Annotated in this window: 25 protein-coding genes; 13 read left to right on the top strand and 12 right to left on the bottom strand. The window is 52.6% G+C overall.

The features are described 5' to 3' along the window. Positions 1–34: 34 nt before the first annotated feature. Both FW415_RS14345 and FW415_RS14340 read right to left on the bottom strand, forming a co-directional pair. The gene (locus tag FW415_RS14345) at positions 35–1,168 is read right to left on the bottom strand and encodes a serine hydrolase (RefSeq protein WP_148386187.1); all 1,134 of its coding nucleotides are present in this window, start codon (positions 1,166–1,168) and stop codon (positions 35–37) included. 81 nt (positions 1,169–1,249) lie between these two features. Further along, positions 1,250–1,891, bottom strand: coding sequence for a metalloregulator ArsR/SmtB family transcription factor (locus FW415_RS14340; protein WP_148386184.1), 642 nt, complete (start codon positions 1,889–1,891; stop codon positions 1,250–1,252). Between the two features lie 235 nt (positions 1,892–2,126). On the opposite strand from FW415_RS14340, the gene sufB reads away from it, so the two are divergent. Genes sufB through FW415_RS14305 form a run of 7 tightly spaced genes read left to right on the top strand, consistent with a single transcriptional unit; the run spans position 2,127 to position 8,165 of the window. Then, the gene (gene sufB, locus FW415_RS14335; protein ID WP_148386182.1) at positions 2,127–3,572 is read left to right on the top strand and encodes a Fe-S cluster assembly protein SufB; all 1,446 of its coding nucleotides are present in this window, start codon (positions 2,127–2,129) and stop codon (positions 3,570–3,572) included. A gap of 16 nt (positions 3,573–3,588) precedes the next feature. Next, a complete protein-coding gene (gene sufC / locus FW415_RS14330; RefSeq protein WP_148386180.1) occupies positions 3,589–4,356 on the top strand; it encodes a Fe-S cluster assembly ATPase SufC in 768 nt (255 codons plus the stop codon). A gap of 4 nt (positions 4,357–4,360) precedes the next feature. Continuing rightward, the gene (gene sufD, locus FW415_RS14325; protein WP_148386177.1) at positions 4,361–5,677 is read left to right on the top strand and encodes a Fe-S cluster assembly protein SufD; all 1,317 of its coding nucleotides are present in this window, start codon (positions 4,361–4,363) and stop codon (positions 5,675–5,677) included. 12 nt (positions 5,678–5,689) lie between these two features. Then, complete coding sequence (locus tag FW415_RS14320) at positions 5,690–6,931, top strand: aminotransferase class V-fold PLP-dependent enzyme (protein WP_148386174.1); 1,242 nt, start codon at positions 5,690–5,692, stop codon at positions 6,929–6,931. Positions 6,932–6,942: 11 nt separating this feature from the next. Further along, positions 6,943–7,371, top strand: coding sequence for a SufE family protein (locus FW415_RS14315; protein ID WP_148386172.1), 429 nt, complete (start codon positions 6,943–6,945; stop codon positions 7,369–7,371). Positions 7,372–7,377: 6 nt separating this feature from the next. Further along, complete coding sequence (locus FW415_RS14310) at positions 7,378–7,686, top strand: DUF59 domain-containing protein (RefSeq protein ID WP_148386169.1); 309 nt, start codon at positions 7,378–7,380, stop codon at positions 7,684–7,686. A gap of 11 nt (positions 7,687–7,697) precedes the next feature. Further along, complete coding sequence (locus tag FW415_RS14305; protein ID WP_148386167.1) at positions 7,698–8,165, top strand: GAF domain-containing protein; 468 nt, start codon at positions 7,698–7,700, stop codon at positions 8,163–8,165. A gap of 79 nt (positions 8,166–8,244) precedes the next feature. Here FW415_RS14305 and FW415_RS14300 read toward each other — a convergent pair whose 3' ends face one another. Together FW415_RS14300 and FW415_RS14295 are read right to left on the bottom strand one after the other, a co-directional pair. Continuing rightward, positions 8,245–10,206, bottom strand: coding sequence for a M1 family metallopeptidase (locus FW415_RS14300; protein WP_168208825.1), 1,962 nt, complete (start codon positions 10,204–10,206; stop codon positions 8,245–8,247). 91 nt (positions 10,207–10,297) lie between these two features. Next, entirely contained in the window at positions 10,298–10,879 is a 582-nt protein-coding gene (locus FW415_RS14295) for a hypothetical protein (protein WP_148386164.1), read from the bottom strand. A gap of 80 nt (positions 10,880–10,959) precedes the next feature. Here FW415_RS14295 and FW415_RS14290 point away from each other — a divergent pair, with 80 nt between their 5' ends. Then, positions 10,960–11,604: a DsbA family oxidoreductase gene (locus tag FW415_RS14290; protein ID WP_148386161.1), complete on the top strand. Its 645-nt coding sequence runs from the start codon at positions 10,960–10,962 to the stop codon at positions 11,602–11,604. A 69-nt stretch (positions 11,605–11,673) separates the two neighbouring features. Here the strand turns inward: FW415_RS14290 and FW415_RS14285 are convergent, their stop codons facing one another. Further along, positions 11,674–12,168: a hypothetical protein gene (locus tag FW415_RS14285; RefSeq protein ID WP_148386159.1), complete on the bottom strand. Its 495-nt coding sequence runs from the start codon at positions 12,166–12,168 to the stop codon at positions 11,674–11,676. Between the two features lie 45 nt (positions 12,169–12,213). After that, entirely contained in the window at positions 12,214–13,017 is an 804-nt protein-coding gene (locus FW415_RS14280; protein ID WP_148386157.1) for an AraC family transcriptional regulator, read from the bottom strand. Positions 13,018–13,103: 86 nt separating this feature from the next. Here FW415_RS14280 and def point away from each other — a divergent pair, with 86 nt between their 5' ends. Continuing rightward, entirely contained in the window at positions 13,104–13,637 is a 534-nt protein-coding gene (def, locus tag FW415_RS14275) for a peptide deformylase (protein WP_148386154.1), read from the top strand. Here def and FW415_RS14270 read toward each other — a convergent pair whose 3' ends face one another. After that, entirely contained in the window at positions 13,638–14,144 is a 507-nt protein-coding gene (locus tag FW415_RS14270; protein WP_148386152.1) for a DUF4251 domain-containing protein, read from the bottom strand. Positions 14,145–14,239: 95 nt separating this feature from the next. Here FW415_RS14270 and FW415_RS14265 point away from each other — a divergent pair, with 95 nt between their 5' ends. Beyond that, on the top strand, positions 14,240–14,554 hold the full coding sequence (locus FW415_RS14265) for a hypothetical protein (RefSeq protein ID WP_148386150.1): 315 nt from the start codon (positions 14,240–14,242) through the stop codon (positions 14,552–14,554). A 22-nt stretch (positions 14,555–14,576) separates the two neighbouring features. On the opposite strand, the gene FW415_RS14260 is transcribed toward FW415_RS14265, so the two are convergent. Continuing rightward, the gene (locus tag FW415_RS14260; RefSeq protein WP_148386147.1) at positions 14,577–14,966 is read right to left on the bottom strand and encodes a helix-turn-helix domain-containing protein; all 390 of its coding nucleotides are present in this window, start codon (positions 14,964–14,966) and stop codon (positions 14,577–14,579) included. Between the two features lie 127 nt (positions 14,967–15,093). Between FW415_RS14260 and FW415_RS14255 the strand changes: the two genes are divergently transcribed. From FW415_RS14255 to FW415_RS14245, 3 genes are all read left to right on the top strand, one after another. Continuing rightward, complete coding sequence (locus FW415_RS14255; protein WP_148386144.1) at positions 15,094–16,116, top strand: NAD(P)-dependent alcohol dehydrogenase; 1,023 nt, start codon at positions 15,094–15,096, stop codon at positions 16,114–16,116. A gap of 29 nt (positions 16,117–16,145) precedes the next feature. Beyond that, positions 16,146–17,219, top strand: coding sequence for a DNA polymerase IV (gene dinB / locus FW415_RS14250; protein WP_210420694.1), 1,074 nt, complete (start codon positions 16,146–16,148; stop codon positions 17,217–17,219). Between the two features lie 67 nt (positions 17,220–17,286). Beyond that, positions 17,287–17,499: a hypothetical protein gene (locus FW415_RS14245; RefSeq protein ID WP_148386142.1), complete on the top strand. Its 213-nt coding sequence runs from the start codon at positions 17,287–17,289 to the stop codon at positions 17,497–17,499. A 323-nt stretch (positions 17,500–17,822) separates the two neighbouring features. Here the strand turns inward: FW415_RS14245 and FW415_RS14240 are convergent, their stop codons facing one another. Genes FW415_RS14240 through FW415_RS14225 form a run of 4 tightly spaced genes read right to left on the bottom strand, consistent with a single transcriptional unit; the run spans position 17,823 to position 24,220 of the window. Beyond that, complete coding sequence (locus tag FW415_RS14240; protein ID WP_148386141.1) at positions 17,823–18,818, bottom strand: DUF5007 domain-containing protein; 996 nt, start codon at positions 18,816–18,818, stop codon at positions 17,823–17,825. A gap of 6 nt (positions 18,819–18,824) precedes the next feature. After that, positions 18,825–19,508, bottom strand: coding sequence for a fasciclin domain-containing protein (locus FW415_RS14235; protein ID WP_148386138.1), 684 nt, complete (start codon positions 19,506–19,508; stop codon positions 18,825–18,827). 20 nt (positions 19,509–19,528) lie between these two features. Beyond that, positions 19,529–21,031, bottom strand: coding sequence for a RagB/SusD family nutrient uptake outer membrane protein (locus tag FW415_RS14230; RefSeq protein ID WP_148386136.1), 1,503 nt, complete (start codon positions 21,029–21,031; stop codon positions 19,529–19,531). A 36-nt stretch (positions 21,032–21,067) separates the two neighbouring features. After that, the gene (locus FW415_RS14225; protein ID WP_148386133.1) at positions 21,068–24,220 is read right to left on the bottom strand and encodes a SusC/RagA family TonB-linked outer membrane protein; all 3,153 of its coding nucleotides are present in this window, start codon (positions 24,218–24,220) and stop codon (positions 21,068–21,070) included. Between the last annotated feature and the right edge of the window lie 773 nt (positions 24,221–24,993).

The raw sequence follows: 24,993 nt of genomic DNA, 5'->3' as shown, positions 1-24,993 counted from the left end.
GCACGCCCATACCAAGGACTGATTTCGGTGATAGCTAAAAATAACGAAACGCATCCTTTAATAGGCGCACGCCCATGCCCGAAACATCTTCGGTTGAATTCGACAATATCACCACGCCCATATCCCTGTTTTTGTCAAAAGCCAAGAAAGAGCGGAAACCGCCCGTGCCGCCGGTATGGTGCCAGTAGCGGCTATCTTCCGTTCCGCCGATGTGCCAGCCGAGGCCCAGGGCTAAGTCCCCTTGCTGAAAAGTGGTCTGTTGCGTCAACAAAATGGCCGCTTCAAGCGAACCGGCATGCCTGCCCATTTGCGCAAGGGCATAGCTGATCATATCGTTCAAAGTTGACCGGATGGCGCCGGTGCCCGGCATGGAAGGGAAGTGCCAGGGGGAAGCGGGCAGTCCTTTTTCATTATATCCCTGTGCAATGCCGGCGCTATCCGCTTTGGTCAAGGTGATGCGCGTATGGTTCATTCCCAGTGGACGGCAGATGATGTCCACTATCAATTCTTCATAAGTGCGGTTTGCCCTGCGGGCAAGAAGATTACCCAACAACCCGCCGCCATAGTTGGAATAGGCATAATGGGTCCCCGGTATCACGGAGGGTTTGTAATACATCAGGAAGCCGTAAAGCCGGGCATCATCATAATGCAGATAGGGATCAGCAAAATTGATCATCCCGCTGAAAAAATCATCCGGAAGACGGGGCAGTCCGGAAGTATGGTTGGAAAGATGCTGCAAGGTAACGGCATTGCCTTCGTAATGCAGATCAGGGATGGAATCCGGAAGATAACCGGAAACAGGGTCATCCAGCCGCATCCTTCCATCGATCACTTCCCTGGCCAGCAACAGCGCCGTAAATGTTTTGGAAATGGAACCGATCTCGTATATCGTGGATGCGGGATCGGGAAGCATACCGTTGCCCTTGCGGACCTCGCCGTAGTTATACCGGTAAACCGCATCCTTCCGTATGACCGCCACGCTCAACCCTGCTGTATGAGACTGCTGGATGTAGGGCCTTACCGTGCTTTCCACAAGGCTGTCTATAGCCGACAACAGGGGATTGTCGCTATCCGCCTGCTCAGCCTTTGCTGTGCTTTGCGATACGGCAGATATGGCATATCCGCATAATAGCATAACGAGGCAGAAAGGGAGTAAAAATGATCGCATAGGAGGAGTCAAGCCAGTTTAGTGATGGATAACGCCAATTTACAGGTTTATTTTTTGGGGGAAGATGTTTTAACTTAACGCTCAAACCGGCATGATCCGGTACGCGCAATGCCGCGCCCCTTCGATCACATGGTCCAGCCGCTCCACCGTAGCCCAGGCTTTGAATATCTGCTGAAAGGTCTGCAATTCCACTTTACAGATATCGTGACAGGCATTGGCGGCGGCGCAGATCGGGCAATGATTCTCGATCAGCAGATACCCCTCCCCGTCCTTCTGCCACTCGGCCAGATAACCGTCCGAAGAACGCAGGGCCGCAAAACGCGCCACTTTCGCCTCCAAACCGTCTTCCAATACAAGAATATCGTAATATCTAAGCAAGGCTTTATGCTCCCGGGCGGTGATCACATTCTCCAGCGCCTCGTCTCCCAGCACATCCCGGATGGTGTTGATCAGCTGTACCGTCAATTCGGCATGCGTGTCGGGAAAACGGCGGTTCCCGCGGCCGGACAGGCTCCACACGAGCGACGGCCTCCCTACTCCCCTGGAAATCGACTCAAACTGCACCCAGCCCTCCTCCGCCAGCCGCTGCAACTGCTGACGCGCACCTTCCCCCGTGATCCCCAGCTCCTGCGCTATAACGCCCGTAGCCAAAGGCCCCTTCGTCTTCAACAACAATAAAAGACGATCCGTAGATGAAGTAATATGTGCCTTGTAATTTTCCAAGTTTTTACTTGCTTTATTGGCAAATATCGTAACTTTGTGGCGAATTTTAATCATCGTATTTATTACCATGACGGAAATTACCGGAGACCATTGACAATTTACCGCTCCTGACGTACTATCTTTGTACTACCAACCCTTTGCAAATACGGCAATAAATAGAGATAGGCGATCCGGACGGCATGGTCAGGAACGGTCGTTGACAAATTGACAAACTGATAGAGAAGAAAAATATATCATGAGTGCAGAACAAGACATATTACAGGAACTGGCTGGCCGCGAGTACGAGTTTGGCTTTGAGACGCAGATAGAAATGGATATTGCGCCCCCGGGCCTGAATGAGGAAACGGTCCGGTTCATCTCCGCGAAGAAAAACGAGCCCGAATGGATGCTGGAATGGCGCCTCAAAGGCTACCAGCTCTTCAAAAAGCTGGCCATGCCCACCTGGCAGAACTTCAAACTTCCCGATGTTGATTTCCAGGGTGTTTCCTATTACGCCGCTCCCAAAAACCAGATAAAGTACGAAAGTCTCGATGAAGTGGACCCCGAGCTGCTCCGTACCTTCGAAAAGCTGGGCATCCCCCTGGAAGAACAAAAAATGCTCTCCGGTGTAGCCGTGGATGCGGTATTTGACAGCATCTCCGTAGCCACCACCTTCAAAAAACAGCTGAATGAGCTGGGCATCATCTTCTGTTCCTTCGGCGAAGCCGTGCAGGACCATCCGGAACTGGTGAAGAAATACCTCGGCTCCGTTGTTCCGCAGTCCGACAATATCTATGCAGCCCTTAACTGCGCGGTATTCTCGGACGGCTCCTTTGTATATATCCCGAAAGGCGTCCGCTGCCCCATGGAACTGTCCACCTACTTCCGTATCAACGCCAAAAACACCGGCCAGTTCGAACGCACCCTCATCATCGCGGATGAAGGCAGCTATGTGAGCTACCTGGAAGGCTGCACCGCACCGATGCGCGATGAGAACCAGCTTCACGCCGCTGTGGTGGAACTGATAGCGCTGGACAATGCCGAGATCAAATACTCTACCGTACAGAACTGGTATCCCGGTGACAAGGACGGTAAAGGCGGCATCTACAATTTCGTGACCAAGCGTGGCATTTGTAAAGGCCACCATTCCAAAATATCCTGGACGCAGGTGGAAACCGGCTCCGCCATCACCTGGAAATATCCCGGCGTGATCCTGCAGGGTGACCATTCCATCGGGGAATTTTACTCCGTGGCGGTGACCTCCAAGAGACAGGTAGCAGATACCGGCACCAAGATGGTGCATATCGGCAAAAACACCAAAAGCCGCATCATCTCCAAAGGTATTTCCGCCATACACGGCCAGAATACTTACCGGGGACTGGTAAAGATCGGCCCGAATGCCTCCAACGCAAGGAACTTCACACAATGCGATTCCCTGCTGATCGGCGACCGCTGCGGCGCGCACACATTCCCGTACATCGAATCCAGGAACAATACAGCCATGGTAGAACACGAAGCCACCACCTCCAAGATCGGGGAAGACCAGGTGTTCTATCTGAATCAACGCGGAATTGACAGCGAACAGGCAGTGAACATGATCGTGAACGGATACGCAAAAGAAGTTCTTAACCAGCTTCCCATGGAGTTTGCCGTGGAAGCGCAAAAATTATTATCCATTACCCTGGAAGGTAGTGTAGGATAACATAAAAGTAAAAGAAATGCTCAATATCAAGAATCTGCATGCTGCAGTAGAAGGCAATGCTATACTGAAAGGCATTAATCTGAATGTGAAAGCGGGTGAAGTGCACGCCATCATGGGGCCCAACGGCTCCGGTAAAAGTTCCCTGGCCTCCGTACTGGCCGGAAGGGAAGCTTATGAAGTAACCGAAGGATCTGTGGAATTCGAGGGGAAAGACCTGCTGGAGATGAACCCCGAAGTACGCGCCCGTGAAGGACTGTTCCTCGCTTTCCAGTATCCCGTAGAAATACCCGGTGTTTCCAACATCAACTTCCTCAAAACAGCCGTGAACGAGATCCGCGCTCACCACGGCCAGCCCCCCATGCCTGCGAAAGCGTTCCTGGACATGCTGAAACAAAAACAGAAACTGATGGAGTTCGATGCCAATCTGATGAACCGCTCCCTTAACGAAGGTTTCTCCGGTGGGGAAAAGAAACGCAACGACATCTTCCAGATGGCCATGCTCGACCCGAAACTGGCGATCATGGATGAAACGGATTCCGGGCTGGATATCGATGCCCTCCGCATCGTTTCCGCCGGCGTGAACAAACTGCGCACGAAAGACAACGCTTTTGTGATCATCACCCACTACCAACGCCTGCTGGAATACATCGTTCCGGATTATGTGCACGTTCTGTACAACGGCCGCATCGTGAAATCAGGGACGAAAGAACTCGCCCTGGAGCTCGAAGAAAAAGGATACGACTGGCTGAAAGCCGACATCCGTTTAGAAGAACCTGTACAATAACAACATGACGACCATCGCCACGAACATATCATTATTCGACAGCCTGCCGGAACTGTTTGAAGAGCAGATCGGCAGTGCACTGTTACCGGAAACCCGCCGGGCCGCCTTTCAGCGATTCCGGGAACTGGGCTTTCCTACCGTAAAAACAGAGGACTGGAAATATACCAATATGCTGCCCTACCTGAAAAACGGTATCAGCATACAACTTCCCGCAACGCCCGAACTCACCGCCGCACAGCTGGAAGCCACCGGCCTCCTGCTGCCGGATACCTACCGCGTGGTACTGGTGAACGGAGAACTGCAGCCGCAACTTTCTGAACTGCCCCCGGCCGCACAGGTGACCGTGCGCAAATTGAGCGAAGCCGCGGAAGAAGCCGCCTTCCAGCAATACTTTTCAAAAAGCCGCAAGCTCGATGAGCACCATTTCGCACAGCTCAATACCGCGCTGTTCACCGATGGCCTCTTCATCGAAGCAAAGGCGAAAGCAATGGTGGAACAACCATTGCATATCATACAACTGTACCACAGCACCGGCAACCTGCTCGTACAACCCCGGCACCTCTGGGTAGTACAGCCCGGCGCCAGCCTGCAGATCATCGAATCCGCAGCAGCCCTCAGCCTTTCCGGTTCCGTACTGGTCAACAGCGTGATTGAAGCCGTTACGACCGAACGTGCGCAACTGAGCCACTATCAGCTGCAAACCGCCGGCCAGCAAACACGCTTCATCAACCAGACGCTGGTACAGCAACACGGCAAAAGCCTGTACAACAACTATACTTTTACCCTCACGGGAGCGGACATCATTCGTAACAACCTGAATATTTCACTGGACGACGAAAGGACGGAAACGCACCTCTACGGCTTCTACCTGGCCATGGGCAACCAGCTGGTAGATAACCACACCTCCGTAGACCACCGCATGCCCAATTGCGAAAGCAATGAGCTATACCGCGGCGTGATGCTGGACAAAAGTACCGGCGTATTCAACGGCAAGATCTATGTACATGAAGATGCACAGAAGACCAACGCCTTTCAGCAGAACAACAACCTGGTGCTCAGCCCGGATGCCAATATCTACACCAAGCCGCAGCTGGAGATCTTCGCGGATGATGTGAAATGCAGCCACGGTACCACCATCGGGCAGGTGAGTGAAGATGCGCTCTTCTACCTCAAAGCCCGCGGTATCGGAGATATGACCGCCCGCAGCATGCTGGTGAAGGCATTCGCTTTCGACATTACGGCACAGGTGAAAATTCCCGCCGTCCGCAAACAGGTAGAGCAGCTGGCTGCCCAATACCTGTCCGCTGCCGCGAACAACTAAACCGGAACAACAATGGAAACCATCACCCAGCATATCGTATGGCCTGAACTGGAGCTGATCCGGAACGATTTCCCGATCCTCAAACAGACCGTTAACGGCAAACCGCTGGTGTACCTCGACAATGGGGCCACTACGCAGAAACCGGTACAGGTGCTCCGCGCCATGCAGGACTATTACACCGGCTATAACAGCAATGTACATCGCGGTGTGCATACCCTCAGCCAGCAGGCCACTTCCGCCTATGAAGCAGCCCGCCAGCAGGTAGCCCACTACATCGGCGCACATGCGCATGAAGTCGTGTTCACCAAAGGCACCACCGATGCCATCAACCTGGTAGCGGCCGGTTTCCGGAAAGCCTTTCTGAATGAAGGGGACGAGATCATCATCTCCGCCATGGAACACCATTCCAATATCGTTCCCTGGCAGCTCATCTGCGAAGAGAAAAAAGCGAACCTGAAAGTAGTGCCCGTGGACGATAAAGGGGAACTGGATATGGAAGCATATGCATCCATGCTCAATCCCCGTGTGAAACTCGTGAGCATTACCTGGATATCAAATACCCTCGGCACCGTGAACCCGGTGAAGGATATCATTGAACTGGCGCACAAACAGGGCATCCCTGTGCTGCTGGACGCCGCTCAGGCCGCAGGGCATATGCCGCTGAAAGTGCATGAGCTGAATGTGGACTTCCTCGCGTTCTCCGGCCATAAAGTGTACGGGCCCACCGGCATCGGCATCCTCTACGGAAAGGAAACCTGGCTGAACAAACTGCCTCCCTACCAGGGCGGCGGCGATATGATCAAACAGGTGACCTTTGAAAAAACGACCTATGCCGAGCCGCCGCTTAAATTCGAAGCCGGCACCCCCGCCATCGCGGAAGCCATAGGGCTCGGCGCGGCATTGGCCTATATTACCCAGACCGGCATCCACAAGATCATGGCATATGAGCATCAGCTCACCAATTATGCGCTGGAACAACTGCGCACCATCGATGGCCTCCGCCTGATCGGGGATGCTAGACACCGCTCCGGCGCCATTTCCTTCCTGATCGGCAATACGCACCCTTCAGATGTAGGCGTGCTGCTGGACCAGCAGGGCATTGCCGTACGCACCGGCCACCACTGCACCCAACCGCTGATGGACCGCTTCGAATGCCCCGGTACCGTAAGGGCCTCCCTCGCTTTTTACAATACCGCAGAGGAGATCGACAAACTGGTGGAAGGCGTGCGGAAAGCCGTAACTTTGCTGGGATAAACCGTGTTATTATGACTATTAAAGAGCAACAGGACAGGATCATTGAAGACTTTGAGGTATTTGGGGACTGGATGGAGAAATACGAGTACATCATCCAGCTCGGGAAAGACCTGCCGCTCATCGATCCGAAATACAAGACGGATGAAAACCTCATCCGCGGCTGCCAGAGCAAAGTATGGCTGCATGCGGAAATGAAGGAAGGCAAACTGGTCTTCACGGCGGACAGCGATGCCGTGATCACAAAAGGGCTTGTGGGACTGGTGATACAGGTACTGAGCGGTCAGCCGCCCAAAGACATCGCGGAAGCCGACATCTATTTCATAGACGCTATCGGCCTCACCAGCCATCTCTCCCCCACCCGCTCCAACGGCCTGCTGTCCATGCTCAAACAGATCAAGCTCTACGCTATCGGATATCAAATGAAATCAATGCAAAACTGACGAAGGATGGAAACAACACTCAGAGACCAGGTAGAAGCAGCACTGCATACCGTGTACGATCCGGAAATACCCGTGAACATCTTCGATCTCGGGCTGGTGTACAATATCGAGATACAGGACGAAGGACAGGTGCTGGTGGTAATGACCCTCACCGCCCCCGGCTGCCCCGTAGCGGGCAGCATCATGCAGGAAGTGAATGACAAGATACTGGCGATAGAAGGCGTTACCGGCGCGGATGTGCGCCTTACCTTTGATCCGCCCTGGACAAAGGAAATGATGACCGAAGAAGCAAGACTCGAATTAGGATTTATGTAAGCGCAAGACAAATGGCAGAAGACCTCAGCATCATACAAGGCAGCAAAACCGCACAATACACATCCCTGCTGCCGCAGATCAAAGCACTCATCACCGGCGAACCGGACGAAACCGCCAACCTGGCTAATATTGCCGCGGCGCTCAAAGAGCAGTTTAACTGGCTTTGGGTGGGGTTCTATCTCGTTAAACAGGACGAGCTGGTACTCGGCCCCTTCCAGGGACCTGTAGCGTGTACCCGTATCCGTAAGGGCAGAGGCGTTTGCGGCACCGCATGGGCCAACGCCGCTACCCTGATCGTACCGGATGTGGAAGCATTCCCGGGGCATATCGCCTGCAGCAGCCAGTCCCGCTCGGAAATCGTAGTGCCGTTGAAACGGAATGGTGAAGTAGTGGGTGTGCTGGATGTGGACAGCATATCCCTCAACGAATTTGATGAAACCGACCAGCGGTTCCTGGAAGAGATCGTTTCCTGGCTGTAAAAACCAGGATCGCAATAATCAAAAAAAGCGCGTGTACCGGTAAAGGGTGCACGCGCTTTTTTTATATTCTCCGGAACGGCTATTGCGCAGCCTTCCAGGTATTATTCGTGCTGTTCACATCCGGCAGTACCCTGTCCGGATCAATCGTTACGCTTTCAATCTTCCCGCCTACGGTATGACGGAAAGCCTTTACAGCCCCGTTCTGCCAAATTTCCACCGGCAGCTTCACCCGCTTAACGGCTCCGCCGGTTTCTTTCACTTCCACGGTTACCGGCATGGGCATTTCCTCGAGGCAGGCAATGCTGATGATGGCGGTGGTATCGTTCTGGTATTTCACATCGGTTACCGCCATATCCAGCTTCCAGTTATCGAGTATCCATGCGCGCCAGAACCAGTCCAGGCTCTCACCGCTGCCGTTTTCCATGGCACGGAAAAAATCCCATTGGGTGGGATGTTTGAACGCCCAGTTATCGATATAATATTTGAATGCCTTATCGAACCGCTCTTCGCCCAGCACTTCCTCGCGCAGCAGCTGGAGCCCCAATGCCGGTTTATAATAGGCCAGGATGCCCAGGCTGGCGCCGCGGATCACATCTGCGCGATGGAAGATCGCGCTGGCGGAATCGTAGAACATGGTGCGGCTGATCTGGTGACGGTCCCTCGTGCCGTGGGCAAACTCGCCGTTGTTGAAAGCTTTGTCCGCCAGGCTGTTGATGAAAGTATTGAAACCCTCATCCATCCAGGCGCTGCTTCTTTCATTGCTGCCTACGATCATGGGGAACCAGTTGTGCCCAAACTCGTGATTGGTCACCCCCCACAGGCCGGCTTTCTGGGAGCGGGCGGAGCAGAACACGATGCCAGGGTATTCCATCCCGCCAACGATACCCGCTACGTTCACGGCCACCGGGTAAGTGTAAGGATACCATTTTTCCGCATAATGCTCGATACAGCCTTTAACGAACTCTGTCGAGCGGCGCCATGCGGAGTCTCCGGCACTTTCTTCCGGGTAAACGCTCATAGCCAGCGCCTTTTTACCACCGGGCAGGTTAATACGGGCGGCATCCCAGATAAAGGCGGGGGAAGAAGCCCAGGCAACGTCCCGCGTATTCACGCATTTGAATTTCCAGGTCAGGCGCTCCTTCTTCGGCCGTGTAGCCGGGTCCGTTACCTCTTCGGGAGAGCGGAGCATAACGGTCTTATCGCTCTGCTGCGCCTTTTTGTAGCGCTGTACCTGTGTGGCCGTCAGTACCTCGGCAGGATTAAGCAGCTCACCGGAACCAACGATGATATGGTTGGCCGGGGCATTGATGGTATATTCAAAAGTGCCGTATTCCAGGTAAAATTCACCCTGGCCGAGATAAGGCAGCGTATTCCATCCCAGCACATTATCAAACACGCACATGCGGGGATACCACTGCGCGATCTCGTAGATCTTGCCGTTCTTAGTTTTGAGGATGCCCATACGGTCTGTTCCGTACTCGGGGATATTGAAAGAGAAGTTCACTTTCAGCTGTACCACGCCGCCATTGGCTTTCAGCGCTGTGGGCAGGTCCACCCGCATGCGGGTATCGATCACTTCATGATCAACTTTCTGCTCTTTACCGCCGGAGATCAGGGCCACCGTACCGATGGTGTACCCGCCATCGAAATTGCGGTTGGCCCAGCGGCCGCCGGAAACGGGTGTTACCGCGCCACCGCGGGAATCCGGTTTGTAAATATTCTGGTCCAGCTGCAACCAGAGGAAAGGCAACGTTTCCGGGCTGTTGTTCTTGTAAGTGATGATCACGGAACCGCTGATGCTTTCCTTCACATCATCGAAAGTGATATCGATCTTGTAGTCCGCTGCGTTCTGCCAGTATCGGGTACCGGGCCTTCCGCTGGCGGTACGGGTTTCATCGCCTTCAGAAACATAAAAAAGAGGCTCGAATGCTTTGTATGCATTGAATTTGGAGGCGCTTTGCTGCGCGGATACTGCCATCGGCAGGCATAACGATCCCAGGAGGACCGCCAGCAAACGGTATCTGTGTCTTAATGCGGGCATAGATTTGTTGATTAACTTCCCGGTAATCTAGGCATAAAATCCCGTTTTTTAAAACCGGTTATGATGGGTGGCGGGTGAGAGCCCCGGGACTTCAGGACTGTTTCATAGCAGACAGGATCGCTTCCCCCCGGGGTGACAGCCGGTATCCCGGTTTGAGGCTTTCCGTGAGCCCCAGTTCTTTCAGCTTGCGCACCTGCAGTTTCAGCCATTCCTTATCCACTTTCAGGGCAATGGCCATATCCCCGGCCTTTTCTTCCGGATGCCGTTCGATATACCCCAGCACTTTGCGGGTCCAGGCCCCGTAGATGCTGCGTGCATCCAGGCCAGCCAACTTTTTTCGGATCATGTCGATAGTGGCGGCATCCACATCCGCATCCTCCCTTAATGCAATGCGCGGGTCCTCTCCCCTATAATGCAGGCGGATGCGGTACAACTGCCCCTTATGTTTCTCCAGTTCCGCCATCAGTGAGGCCTTCGACGGGAAACCGGACCGTTTCGCGTCCTGGTCCGTGATCTCCTTTTCCGTGATCTCCTCCACCGCATCGATCACCAGTACGCCAACGCCTGTACGCAGTGTAGTGCCGGTCTTCACCGTTGGCCGCAGCCATTTGCGGAAAGCCAGGCTGATCCGGCCATCCCTGATGCCCTGAAGGTGTATATGCCTGAATAACATAATTCTAAAATACGGTAATCCTCCGTTTGCACGGCAAGCCCTTAATAAATCGTAATTTTATGCCCTTAAAATGAGGATGTATGAAGATAGATATCTGGTCGGATGTGGCCTGCCCTTTCTGCTTTATCGGTAAACGAAACCTGGAAGCAGCGCTGGCGCAATTCCCGCACAGGGATGAGGTAGCCGTCACCTGGCATAATTTTGAGCTGGACCCGCAGGCTAAAACGGACTACAAAGAAAATCAATACGAATTGCTGGCCAGAAAATACGGGATGACTGTAGAGCAGGCGAAAGACAATACCGAACGGGTGGTGCAATCCGGCCAGGCTGCCGGTATTGCTTTTGATTTTGACCGTGTGGTGCCCACCAATACGTTCAATGCCCACCGCCTGATACAGCTGGCGCACAGGCACGGCTTGCAGGATGCGGCGGAAGAAAAACTCTTTAAAGCGATGTTCGAAGAAGGGAAGCATATCGGCCGGAAGGAGACCCTGCAGGAGATAGCGGAGGCAATTGGTCTGGATGCTGCCGCTACAGCGGAGATGCTTAACGGAGACGCTTATACGGAAGCCGTACGGGCGGATGAAGCGGAGGCGCAGTCGCTGGGGATACGGGGCGTGCCTTTCTTTGTGCTGGACCGGAAATATGCGGTTTCCGGCGCGCAGCCGGTGGCCGTGTTCCTGCAGGCGTTGCAGCAAGCCCGGGAGGAATCGCTTAAAAGTTAAACGGAGTTCCCGCTGGTGGGAAGAATCACCTAAAGGCTAGCTGGGTTCCGGCAAACCGGAAAGGATCGCTTAAAAGTTAAACCCGGCCTTCAGCCCGAAAAACCCGGTGGTACCGTCCTTGAACCAGGCTTCGTATTTGCCCTGCACGTCCAGGCCAAGTACACGGATGCCTATGCCCGGCGCCAGGATCACCGCCGAACCGCTGTTGTCCCCGGTAAAATTGGCCGCACCGCTTTCCAGCTTCATGTAAAGGATGGACACCAGCTGGTATTTCAGTCCCACTCTTACCGGGATCGCAGACACCGCAGGATACTTGTCCCCGGCCGCATCGCGCTGGCCGCCGAAACGCATGTACCCCACCGACCCGGTGACGCCAAGGCCCGCTACCAGTTTGATATCGGCATTCAGCCCGACACCGTACCCGGTATTGTGGGTACTACTGAAATCTCCAACAGGAAAACCGGCCTCCGCATAAGGCCCGATGCTGAAACGTTTGAGCTGGGCATGCGCGGCAATGCTGCCGGATAACAGGAACAGCAGAATGATCACTGATTTGTTTTTCATGCAAGGATATTTGGTGGTTATGAGCGTGTTATGCGAAAGTATTACTTATTTGGGGAACTGCTCCGAACACTGTCGCAAATACGCCAGCGGAGACTTCCCGGCGAACTGCCTGAACTCCTTGGTAAAATGGTTCTGATCGTAATAGCCATTCCGCACAGCGGTCCCCATCAGATCCCGGCCATTGGTATTCCGTAAATGGAAGTAGGCATGCAGGAAACGTTGCAGACGGGCATATTCCTTCGGGCTGATACCGGTGACCGTAATGAACTGCCGTTCGAGCCATTTGTAATTTACCTGCAAACGGCCTGCCAGAGTTTCTATTGATACCACACCCTTTGCTCTCCGGATATTCTCCACAGCGGTTTCCAGTAAAGGAGGCGGCATCCGTTGCTGCAGCATATCACGGCGGATCAGCGCCGATATCATCCCGATCATCTTTTCAGGCGTTTCTGCCGCATGCAGCAATGCGTCCCAATCTCTCCCCAATACCTCTCCCAGCGGCCATACCGGCTGACACCTCAGCACAGGCAATTTTTCTGGCGCCAGCATATAAAATCCAGTAGCAGTGAACCGTACGATCAACATCGCATGTGCAGACGGGCGTAAATGAACGTTCAGGAGCAATTGCGCGCTGCACCAGCCGTCAAAAGGCCGCAGTTGCTCATCCAGGCAGAACACAAGCACTGGTACGCCATCACTGAATAACAGAGAAGCCGGCATGATCGCTTCCTTTCCAAATAACCAGAAGCCCTCCACTACGGAATGCAAATCTCCGGCAGGACGGAATGTCATGCTATCCGCAGGAAGCGCCTCCTCCCGTAAAAGATATTTGAGCAGGTGAACAGGCATACGATGTAAAATTACGGCAAAGCCGCCATGCAGTTTTTGTCTAAATTTTACTATGTGAAGTTTTCACTTCGTTGCAACTTGCCTGCATGATAAAACCGATCGTAGTATATGGAGCGCCCATTCTGCGGAAAGCCTGCCTGCCAGTGAACATCTCCGATCCGGGGCTTCCCGCGTTGATCCGTGACCTGCGGGATACAATGCAGCATGCGAACGGCGCCGGGCTTGCCGCGCCACAGATCAATGAAGACGCGCGTATTTTCGTAGTGCAGCAAGATGAACATGAAGGCGTAATTGTGTTCATTAACCCGGTTATAACCGCCTATAGCGATGAAATCTGGCTGGATGAAGAAGGTTGCCTGAGCGTCCCCGGTTTGCAGGAACCCGTTCCCCGGGCACTGGAAATCACCATTAACTGGCTGGATGAAAATCTAATACCCCAATCGCAAAACCTAAGTGGTCCCGTAGCCCGCATCATTCAGCACGAGTACGATCACCTGGAAGGCAGGTTGTACTTCGACAGGTTAAGCCCCTTGCGCAAACGTCTGCTGCGGAAACGCCTGGAGCGGATCCGGAAAGGACAGGTATCATGCCCTTACCCGCTCCGTTTTACTCCCCGCTGATCACCGCCGGTCCCGCTTCTCCCGGATGATGCCGTTAAACGAGATGGGCTGGCGGTTGGTACTGGTCACCTGAAGGGAGGCATACCCGTCCCGCGAGATGGTAAAATAAAGCTGCTGCACGTCCTGCACATCATTGGGCTTGACGGTGATATTCCATCCACCCTGTTTGCCGGCCTCCTCTTTGTATTCAAAATCTTTCGAAACGAACTGTATGCCGCCTTTTGTGGGGTCCATCGGCGCGGTGAAGGCACGGCCGAAATAAGGCAGAAAGGAGTTTACCGTATCCCGGGAAACAACTACATCATATCCATCCCCCGCGATCTGGCGGTTCCTGCCACGCATCGGGAAAACGGTCTGCGCCTGGAAAACAAACGTACGGGAGCTTACCAGCTGGCTTATACGGCTTTCGTCCATATCCTGGCTCTTCTCCTGCGACTGCACAGGGGAGCAGGCTATAAATGCACCTGAAAACAGGAACAAGGCTAAGATTGACCGGATGATTTTCATGTTGCAATGATTTATAAGCCTATACAACAAATCACAGGCCATAATAGTTGGGGATTTTTGTATATATTTATCGTGTAATCCTAATACCATACACTATGACATCTGTTATGCTATTCTCGCTCGCAGCAGCGGTGTTTTTCGTTGCCCATGTGTTCCTTTTGTTCACCTCATTTGGCAGGGAAAGTTACAGCAAGCTCAAGTACCTCTGGTCTCACCTGACGCTCTGGATCTGCGGCATCCTCGTTTTCACCCTTACCTCATTGTATGCCGGTACCGGTGAATCCGCCATCGTTGACGTGTTTGATACACCTGTCAAACGCTGGCTCATCCTGGTGGTCACTGCCGCGCTTTCCATCGTGGCCCACACCATCGTGCGGCGGCTGGTATTGCCCCGTTACCAGGCAAAGTAAACAACGGGGGGCATGCCCTGCCTCAGGCGGGGCATGACTTCATTCGCTGTTCTTCCGTCTTCGTCATCGAAGGGATGCCCCGGATACTCATTTGCCGCTCCGCCCAGGCGCTCAGCATCTCAATAAAAGGCAACAGCTCCACCCCCTCTTCCGTTAACCCGTATTCCACTCTGGGCGGCACTTCATGATATACGATACGGGTCACCAGACCGTCCTCTTCCAGCTCCCGCAAAGCCTGTGTCAGCATCTTGGGCGTTACACCGGTCACATACCGCCGCAGCTCTCCATAACGCATCACACCTTTCTTCAACGCCCAGATCAGGCGTCCCTTGTATTTTCCACCAATGCGCTGAAAGGCATAATCGACCGTGCATTGTTCTTCCTGTTCTTCCAGGCCGTTTTTTTTGAGCATACATGAAAAATTTTCCTGTTGATAATCAACAATAGTCACCTTCTGGTACATAGCTTACCAAAAGGTGCATACTTGTCTCAAATATAGTACCATCCCTAGATTTGCATCATCATTAAAATGTAAAACAATGAAAAGCATACAGATCAACAGCTTCGGGCTGGCACAACTTTCCATGCAGGATATCCCTGTACCGCAGCCCGGGAATGATGAAGTACTGGTAAAAGTAACGGCCGCCTCTCTCAACTATATCGACCTGGACGTGATCAGGGGCAATTACGATCCGCATTTGCCGCTTCCGCACATCCCCGTGTCCGACGCGGCCGGCATTGTAGAAGCGGTGGGCAACAACGTCAGCCAATGGAAGAAAGGCGACCGGGTGACCACTCATTATCTACGGGAATGGATCAGCGGCCGGAGAACGGAAGCCATGTTCCATAAACGCCAGGGGCTTGAATTTCCCGGTGTGCTGGCCGAATATATCGTGCTTCCTGCCGCAGGCATCATGCGCGCGCCTGTGAATCTGAGTGATGAAGAAGCCGCTACATTGCCCATTGCCGGGCTTACGGCCTGGGCAGGACTGGTAGAGGCCGGCGAAGCAAAACCCGGACAAACGGTGCTGATACAGGGAACCGGTGGTGTTTCCATCTTCGCCATGCAGATCGCCAACTATCTGGGCATGAAAACCATTGCCCTGACCGGCGCGGAATCCAAGGCCCAAAAATTGAAAGCGCTCGGCGCGGATGAAGTGATCAATTACAAGACCCATCCCGAATGGCCAAAGGAAGTACTTCGGCTCACCAACGGCCGCGGTGTGGACGCTTCATTGAATATCGCCGGCGGCGGCACCGTCAGCCAGTCCGTACAGGCGCTTGCCATCGGCGGTTTTATCGGCCTGGTCGGGTATCTCGACAATCCCGCCATTCCGCTTGATTTTTTTAGTATGCTCCAACGTAACGCCAGGATAGCAGGCATCACCGTCGGCAGCCTCGAAAGCTATGCGCATTTTGTGACGTTCATAGAAAAAACGGGGTTAAAACCGGTGATCGATTCCGTTTTCCCTTTTCATAAAGCTGCCGATGCGCTGCAATACCTTGAAAGCGGGCAGCATTTCGGCAAAGTGGTGATCAGCTTCCGCGATATCCAGTCGTAGTATCCCGGCATGTGATGTATATTGCATACATGCCTGTCAGGAAGATCATTCATGTAGATATGGATGCGTTCTATGCATCGGTAGAGCAGCGCGACAACCCGGAATACAGGGGCAAGCCCATTGCGGTAGGCGGCTCTCCGGAAGGGCGTGGCGGCGTGGTAGCCACGGCGAGTTATGAGGCACGCAGGTTCGGTATCCGCTCCGCCATGCCTTCCAAAAGAGCGCAGCAGCTTTGTCCCGATGTGATATTCGTGCGCCCCAGGTTCCCCGCATACCGCGAGGCATCCCAAAAGGTCAGGGAAATTTTCCGGCGGTACACCGATCTGATAGAGCCGCTTTCCCTTGACGAAGCCTACCTGGATGTGACGGAAGACAAGCTGCAGATCGGCTCCGCCATCGCCATTGCCCAGCAGATCAAACAGGCCATCCGTGAGGAACTGCAGCTGACCGCTTCGGCGGGTATCTCTGTCAATAAATTCGTGGCCAAGATCGCGTCCGACATGCAGAAACCCGATGGGTTGACATTTATTGCACCGGAACAGGTGGAATCATTCATGGAAAAGCTGCCGGTAGAGAAATTCTTTGGTGTAGGGAAAGTGACCGCGGAAAAAATGAGACGGATGAACCTGCATACCGGCGCCGATCTCAAAAAGCTGACAGAGAATGACCTGGTGCAGCACTTCGGAAAAACCGGCCGCTTTTACTACAGGATCGTTCGCGGCATCGATGAGCGTGAAGTGCAACCGCACCGGGAAACCAAATCACTGGGCGCGGAAGATACCTTTCCGTATGATCTTACCACCGTAGAGGAAATGAATGCGGAGCTGGACAAGATCGCTGTAACCGTCACGGAACGTCTGAAAAAATATGATCTGAAAGGACGGACAGTCACGCTGAAGATCAAGTACAGTGATTTCAGGCAGATCACCCGCAACCAGTCTTTCCCCTACCCCGTCAGCGATCTTGAAACGATCGCAGGAACGGCGAAACAGTTGCTGCTGAAAACGGAGCCGGATGATGTGAAAATACGTTTGCTGGGGATCACGCTATCTAATTTTGATGAAGGTAAAAATGCTGAAAGTCCGCAGCTGACGTTGTTTTGAGGAGGTCGAAAAAATAATTGCTAAAATATTTTTCTGTTTTAGCAAAACATCCTAATTTAGTGGTGTTATGAATATGACGGTAACAATTATATCACCAGAAAACAAAAAAGCGATCCTTTTTTTAAAGACGCTTCGCCTAGAAAAGGAGTTGCTCCGCAAGTTCCTGCGCGAAGGCGGTGATGTAAGCAATTTTAAAACCTGGAAAAAAACTCAACCTGTTTGGTTAGCCCTTACAACTTCACAATCAAACCAGGATTCCTTCCAGCAAAACCAAATGTGACCTATGAATTTGAGACCATCAATGGTCACATTTATGCCGTACAATTTGTAGAAGCAACGTCTATCACTGATCTTTTGGATGACTATCCCGTCATTTCAAACGCTATTTATGTGATCATAGAAGTGCTGCGTGCTAACGGCAAAATAAACTGGGATGGCTGACCATCCGAGGCGGGAAATCATCGCTGAAGAACTGATCAAACTGCGGCGGGCCATTGGTGCTGACAAGAAAAGAGGATTTCCCGAGGCGGTATAAAGAGGCAGTGTAAATAAAAAAGGTGACGGAAAGCCTTTCACTTCCCGCCACCATTATTCAGGGTTTTTCTACGCTTTTCTGGTCACCTGCGGCATTTGTATCGTTACCTCATAAGTACCCGCTACCAACAGGCGGAACGCAAAACGGGGATTCACGTTGTAGATCGGTTCCTCCGTAGGCGTTATGCCTGGGTCTATTGTAGCAAACTCGCTGGGAATGCGGTAATACATCAGGTATCCATAACCTGGATATTCCAGTATAGGAAAAGGCGTCAACTCGAAATTGCAGACCATCGTTGTGTCCGTATATTCTACCGGGTTGAATTTGGCATAGGTCTCAAATGTCGGCCTGTCACCGCGGCGGATCAGCTCACCGGCTTTGGGATTGAAGGGCACACCGTTCTTGTCCACTATCTTGAGCCTTACCTGGTACCCTTCGTCGGACACCTTGCGATAGGTCATTACCGGGATGGCAAGGTCCCCATAGGTATTGGTACCGTCGATGAAATAGGCACAGCCTGGCGCGCCCTCCTGGCGGAATGGCTGATCCAGTATCTGGATCACCGATATATCGCGGAAAGTTTTGGTGCCGCTGCCGTTGGACACCTGCACATCAAACGAATAATTGCCGGTGGGAATGTTGATAGAACCCTCGTTGAAGATCAACTGGCCGGACTTCTCCACGATCTCCAGCGGCGGCACCATTTTTTTCTCCCGTTTCAGGTTCAGCAATTCCACCGTGGTATCTGTATCGGGATTGAAAAGCGCGGTCCAGATATACACCTCTTTCTCTTCGGAAAAAAGGGTTGTGGGTTTTCCCGTAGCCAGGTCCCTCACTTCCAGCAGCTTCACGCTGATGGGGTAATTGGAACCATCCAGTTCGAATGCTTTCGGATCAGCTCTATAATTCGTACCTCTGGGCACGCGGAACGTATCGTTCACATAGCGTATCTGGTCGCTGATATACCCTACCGGGATCTTTTTGCAGGAAACGGCGGCGGCCAGGATGAACAGGCTGGCCAGTATGCCCCGGTGTATCTTTTTATGCATGTTACTTGTGGTCATGATCGTTTATTTAGGTTCGGTGGCAAAGGTGAAGATGTGGGAGTTGGCCAGCACATGCAGCACTCCGTTGGTGGTCAGGATGCCAGTGGTTTGCGCAACTATACGGGTGTCCCTTTCCGCTTCCGGAATATCGGAATTGTCGATAGGATCAACGGTGCCGATCACCTTTGAGAAATAGATGTATTGCGGGATGATGGTCAGCCCGCCGGTCTGGTATTCGCCGGTGGGATCGTCCCGCAGGGAGATATGCCTTTCTTCACCATCTTTGGCGGAAAAGAATGCGCCATCTTCCGTCAGCCCGGTCCGCTCGATCTTTTCGGGGAAAAGGTAGGCCCTTAGGGAATCCTTTAGCAGGTCAAAATCAAGCTCGCTGAACTCGAACACAAGGTTCTCGTCATTCGCTTCCAGTCGCTTTCTGGCCTGCACCACCTTTTTCACGTAATGCTGGATGGAATAATCGGAAGGGGCAAAGAAAGTGCTGCCTGCGGCATTCACTTCTTCCTGCAAACCTGTTCTGTCGATCAGCAGCAGCAGGGTATCGAACAGCGGGTTCGTTTGCAGGTATTCGTAAGTGGTGCCGTTGAATTGCGGGTTGTGGAGGTCTCCGCCCACGAGGTAGTCATTCTTTTTGCAGGAAGCAAAAGAGAAGATCAACAATGCAAAAAGCGGCCATTTTATGATACGTTTCATGATGTCAGTTTTTAAGATGATCAGAGTCTGCCGTTCCAGTAAGGCGTTTGTTTCATGAGCAGGTTGTCTTTGAACAATACTCTGGGTATAGGCCAGTAATTACGGCCATAGGCGGTATGCCCCGGTTCAAGCGCGCCGTTGAAAATGGAATTGAAATCGGTGATCTTTCCGGTACGGAGCAGGTCCCAGAAAGCATGGCCTTCCGCGAACAGTTCCCGCTGACGTTCATACACCAGTTCACGGAAAAATCCATCGCCGGTGATGCCCGGGTCTACGTCTCCGATACCGGCGCGGTTACGGGTCATATTCACCAGTGTGCGGGCGCCCGGCTCATCTCCGTTCATATACAGCGCTTCGGCACGCAGGAGAATGACATCCGAGAGACGGTTGATGATGATGTTGTTGGAATAGCGGGGATCTCTGCGCTCATCGCCATCGCGGTAATATACTTTGGCGTATTTCCGCAGCATGAGCATATCCTGCGCGATGGGATCTTCGAATATCCATATTTTCCTGCGCAGGTCATCCGGGGTGAACAGCCTGTTCATGGTTTCGCGGAGCACCAGCCAGGGCACTCCTTCAAGATTGCTGCCCGGCTCCCTCGTAGCCAGGTATGGTGCATACAGCGTTTTCTGACCGATGCCTTGGGATGAGCCTTCATTCTGCTCATAGTTGATATTGATCTCGAAGATGCCTTCCGTAGAGCGGCCTACACTGATGGCTTCATACTGTGCGGAATCCGTAACGAAAGTCAACCCATAGCTGCCGGGATTGGCCACAAGGTCCCGTGTTACCTCCTCGCATTTCTCATAATTCTTCATCCAGGCGTAAATATGTGCCTGCAATGCCAGCGCGGAGGCTTGGGTAGCCCGCACTCCCCTGTCCGATGTATTGACCGGCATCTGCGGCAGCAGTGCTACAGCAGAATCCAGGTCTTCCAGGCATTTGGCCAATACGATATCCTGTTTTTCCCTGCCGTAATTTTTCGCGTCATCAACATCCTCTACTGCTTCCAGCACCAATGGCACATCTCCCCATACCTTCGAGATGAAAAAGTAATTGAAGGCCCGGAGGAAGTAGGCTTCTCCCAGGAAATAGTCCTTGTAGCCGGATGTGAACGTTGCTTCCGGGATGTCCGGTATTTTCATGATCAGCAGGTTCGCCTGGGCGATGGCTTTATAGAATTTCGTCCAGTTCTGCAGGTTCTCCAGGTATCCGTAGTACACACCGTCAAAAGAGCCTTCGCGGAGCTGGTGGATGGCGTAATCTGAGTAATAAGTGATCCGGAAAGTATTGGCCGGCACATCGCCGTAAACATAATAGCGGTTCTCATCCGTCAATGCATCGCGCAGCAGGGAATAACCGCCCAGGAGCCCGGCAAGGGCATCCCCCTGGTTTTTCCAGAACTTGCCGCTGGAGGGATTTTCCTTGGATTCCAGTTCCAGCACCTTGTTGCAGGCCGTGCTGTTTACCAGGAACCATCCTGCCAGCAAAATGGGTATGATATATTTGAAACGTTTCATGATCTTTCAGTTTAACAGATAACAATCGGATTTGTGTCAGAAGCTGAAGTCCAGCCCCAGGGTATATTTTGCAGGGATCGGGTATCCATCTCCCGTATATACGCCGTAGGCGTTTACCGCTTCCGCATCCGGAATAGTGGAGCGCTGGAAGGTGTACAGGTTGTCGATCATCCCGTAGAACCGCAGGCGCGTGAGCTTGAGCCTTCTGAGCAGTTCAGGGCCAAGGTTATACCCCACCGTAACGTTCTTTACACGGAGGTAGCTGCCGTCCTCGATATACATGGTGCTTTTATCAAAAAAACGATAAGGGGAACGCTCACCATTCACCAGGGAGAGTGTTGGTATATCGGCAATATCACCGGTTTTCTTCCAGTAGTTGAGCTTGGAAATATCCATCATGCCTCTTTGCATCAACTGACGCTCACCGCCATTGCCCGTGGCCTCGAAAAGGTATTCCAGGCGGCGGTTCAGGTAGCTGTTCATAATATCGCGGCCAAAAGTGTAGTTCAGGAAAAAGCTGAGGGAAAAGTTCTTCCAGACAAAAGTATTGAGGATACCGCCATAGAATTTAGGATTGGGATCGCCGCCGATGATCTGGTCCATCGGTTCTTTCAGGTCGAAATTCCCGTCCTGGTCTATCAGGATAGGGTCGCCTTCGTGATAGTCCCACCCTACGAAGTTCTTCATCGGCTGGCCCGTCAGGAAGTTGTAGGGGATGTCTTCCGGGCTGGCGTATATCCCGGCAAATTCGAATACATAGTACTGATTTACAGGGAGACCTACGGAGAGCAGGTAATCCAGTCCATATACCCCGGTATTATAATTGAATACGATACTTCGGCCGCCGTTCGGCAATGCAGTGATCACGTTCTTGTTGTAGGAAAAGGTCCAGTCCGTCACCCATTTCAGGGTACTGCGATCAGGCAGGTTGCGGGTATTGAGGGTCAGCTCCAGTCCGGAATTCCGCAGGCCGATAGCGTTGGTCTGTGCCTGCGTGTATCCGCTGGCGTTCGGCAGCAGGTAGTTGAAAAAACCTTTGGTGGTATTCCGGCTATACAGATCAGCTACCAGGCGTACCCGGTCTTTGAACAATCCCATTTCCACACCCACATTTCCCTGCCGCGATTCTTCCCAGGAGAGATTACGCTGTGCGATCCCGTCATAGTAATCCGGGGTGATCACCGGCGTACCGTTGTAGGAGGTCGTTCCACCCGCGCCGTTAAATCCGGCGCTGTTGACGGTGTAGTTGTTATAACCCAGGTAATTGCTTTCCGGCTGGTTCCCGGTAATACCGTAGCTGCCGCGGAATTTCAGGAAGTTCATCCATCCGGCTTTCCCCTGCATGAACGGCTCATCCGTTGCGATCCATCCGACGGAAACGGAGGGGAAAAAGCCCCAGCGGCTGTCCCGGCCGAACTTGGAAGAGGCATCGGCGTTAAATACCGCAGATAACAGGTAACGTTCCTTATAGTCGTAGTTCAGGCGTGCTAGCAGGCTTTGCAGACCGGTTTCCTGTATCTGGCTTTCTGTATAGGAATAATTCTTGTTCGCCACGATCACCCGCCACACGTAGTCATTGGGGATAAGGTCCGCCTCCCCGTAGTTGGAACGGTACATGGTATATTCGATGTTCTGGCCGGCCAGGGCATTGATGGTGTGTTCCCCGAAACTTGTGGAGTAGTCTATCGTAGCATAGGCGGTGATGTATTCAGATTTTGAGGCGAAGGAAGAGGCAAATCCCTGCCCGTTGTCCCGCACCACGGATGGCTGGTAATAATCCCGGTTCGAGGTCTTTGTCTGATAATTGACCGTACCGTTGAAGTGCAGGTTTTTGAGGATATCTGCTGTAAAGGTGGTACTGAACTGGAGATCATTATCGATGTTCTTGTCCACCCGGTTATTGTTCCCCAGCAGGTATTCCCGGCTTTCATCCGTCAACGCATAAAAAGAGGAAGGCAATGTATAGGTGCTGAACGCGAAGAAGCTGCCGGTACGTTCGTTGATGCTCCGCGGACGGTCCGTCCGGCCCAGCCTGAAGCGGGTTTGATTCCGCAGCCAGGGCGCTATGGTAGCTCCTACAGAACCCAGGATGGAATAACGTTTGAAACCGGTGTTCTTGACGATACCATCTTCTTTGTAATGGCCGAGGCTTAAGCGGTAATTCACCGATTCAGTGGCTCCGGCTACGGAGAGATCGTAGTTATTGAGGATACCGGTCTTATAGAACATCCCCTGCCAGTCGGTAGCATTATTGAAAGCGGGATTGAGGCTGTCCGTCAGCATCATGGGCAGGTATTCATTATCTACATATCCGTTGTAAAGGAACAGCACATCCTGTTTCATTCTGCGCTCCTGCGCTCCTATCACGGTCTCCACCAGTTTGGGCTTTTGCGCGATGCCCATGTAGGTGCTGAAATTGAATTCCGGTTTCCCTACTTTGGCGCGGCGGGTCTTGATGATGATCACACCGTTCGAGCCGCGGGAACCGTAGATCGCCGAGGCGGAGGCATCTTTGAGGATGTCGATGGATTCGATGTCGTTGGGATTCAGGCCGGCGATAACGTTGGTACCGGTACCATTCCCTTCCAGCGCACCGAGATCGTTGGTGGTGGTGATGATACCGTCTATCACATACAAGGGTGAACTGAGCGCGCGGGCTTCGTCGTACCCCCGCAGTACGGAAGTATTGCCACGCACCACCAGGCTGTTGCGGACACCCGGCTCACCGGAGAAGTTCTGTACATTCACCCCGCTGACGCGGCCCTGCAACATCATGTCCACACTCGCCGCGGGAAGGTTCGCGATCGTTTCTCCTTTTACCGTTGACACTGCGGCGGTATTCTTCCGGCGGGATACCTCCTGGTATCCGATCACCACCACGTCCTGCAGCATCTTCTGATTGTCTTCCAGGGTGACGTTAAGGATGGATCTGCCGGCAATCTCCACTTCCTTGCTGTTAAAGCCTATGAAGGAAAAGACCAGCACGCCGGAAGACCCTCTGAGCGTCATGGCGAATTTGCCTTCGGCATTTGTTACAGTGCCGCTGGTTGTCCCCTTTTCCATAATAGTTACGCCCGGCAGAGGATTGCCGGATTTGTCCGTTACCGTGCCGGTAACGTTCCGTTCCTGCGCCATCCCCTGTAAGGATAGCAGTAGCAGGAACATCAGGTAGATCATTTTTTTACACATACTGTTAAATTTTGGTTGTCGTTGTTGAATTGGTAAGGAAAATGTTTGTTGGTCAGGAGCTGTTTACTTTCATATGTTCATATTTAATTTTAACAGGCCGGATGAAACCTTTGACGATTAAAAAATCTACTGTGTGTTAGCGATCATTTTAATTATACCGGCTGCATATATGTTGTTCTTTGGACACGGAAATTTTGCGTCAGGGCATAGATATCCCGTTCGCCACGGATGGCAATTTTTTACACGCGTGATATGTGATGTGTTATATGTTGTCGCGTTTTATAAAAGCCGTGCGTCCACAGATGATACCTGTTACAAGCCTGTTATGCCACTTGCGGCGCACTGTTTTGCTACCGTTATGGCAATACTTTCCCGTTCGCCACGGATGGCATTTTTTTACAAGCCTGATATATGATCTGTTACATGTTGCCTCGCTGCGCTAAGGCAATACTCTCCCGTTCGCCACGGATGGCATTTTTTTACAAGCCTGATATATGATCTGTTACATGTTGCCTCGCTGCGCTAAGGCAATACTCTCCCGTTCGCCACGGATGGCAATTTTTTACAAGCCTGATATGTTGCTTTACGCTGGTGTTTTACTGCCGCCAAGGCAATACTTCTCCTTCCCGCCCGAAGGCAGCTTTAGCAATGTGTTCAACTGTTGGTGTGTTTGCCGCCCCTTTTCATCAAGCATTCGCGCAGGGTATCCTGCCGGCGTCCGGGTCAGCCGGAACATCCTCACAAAATCGATTTAGCGTCCTTTCGGTTTCGGT

The sequence above is a fragment of the Chitinophaga sp. XS-30 genome (genome assembly GCF_008086345.1).
Taxonomy (GTDB): Bacteria; Bacteroidota; Bacteroidia; order Chitinophagales; family Chitinophagaceae; genus Chitinophaga.
The sequence above is the reverse complement of the archived record's forward strand: the minus strand, read 5'-3'. Positions and strand labels throughout refer to the sequence as shown.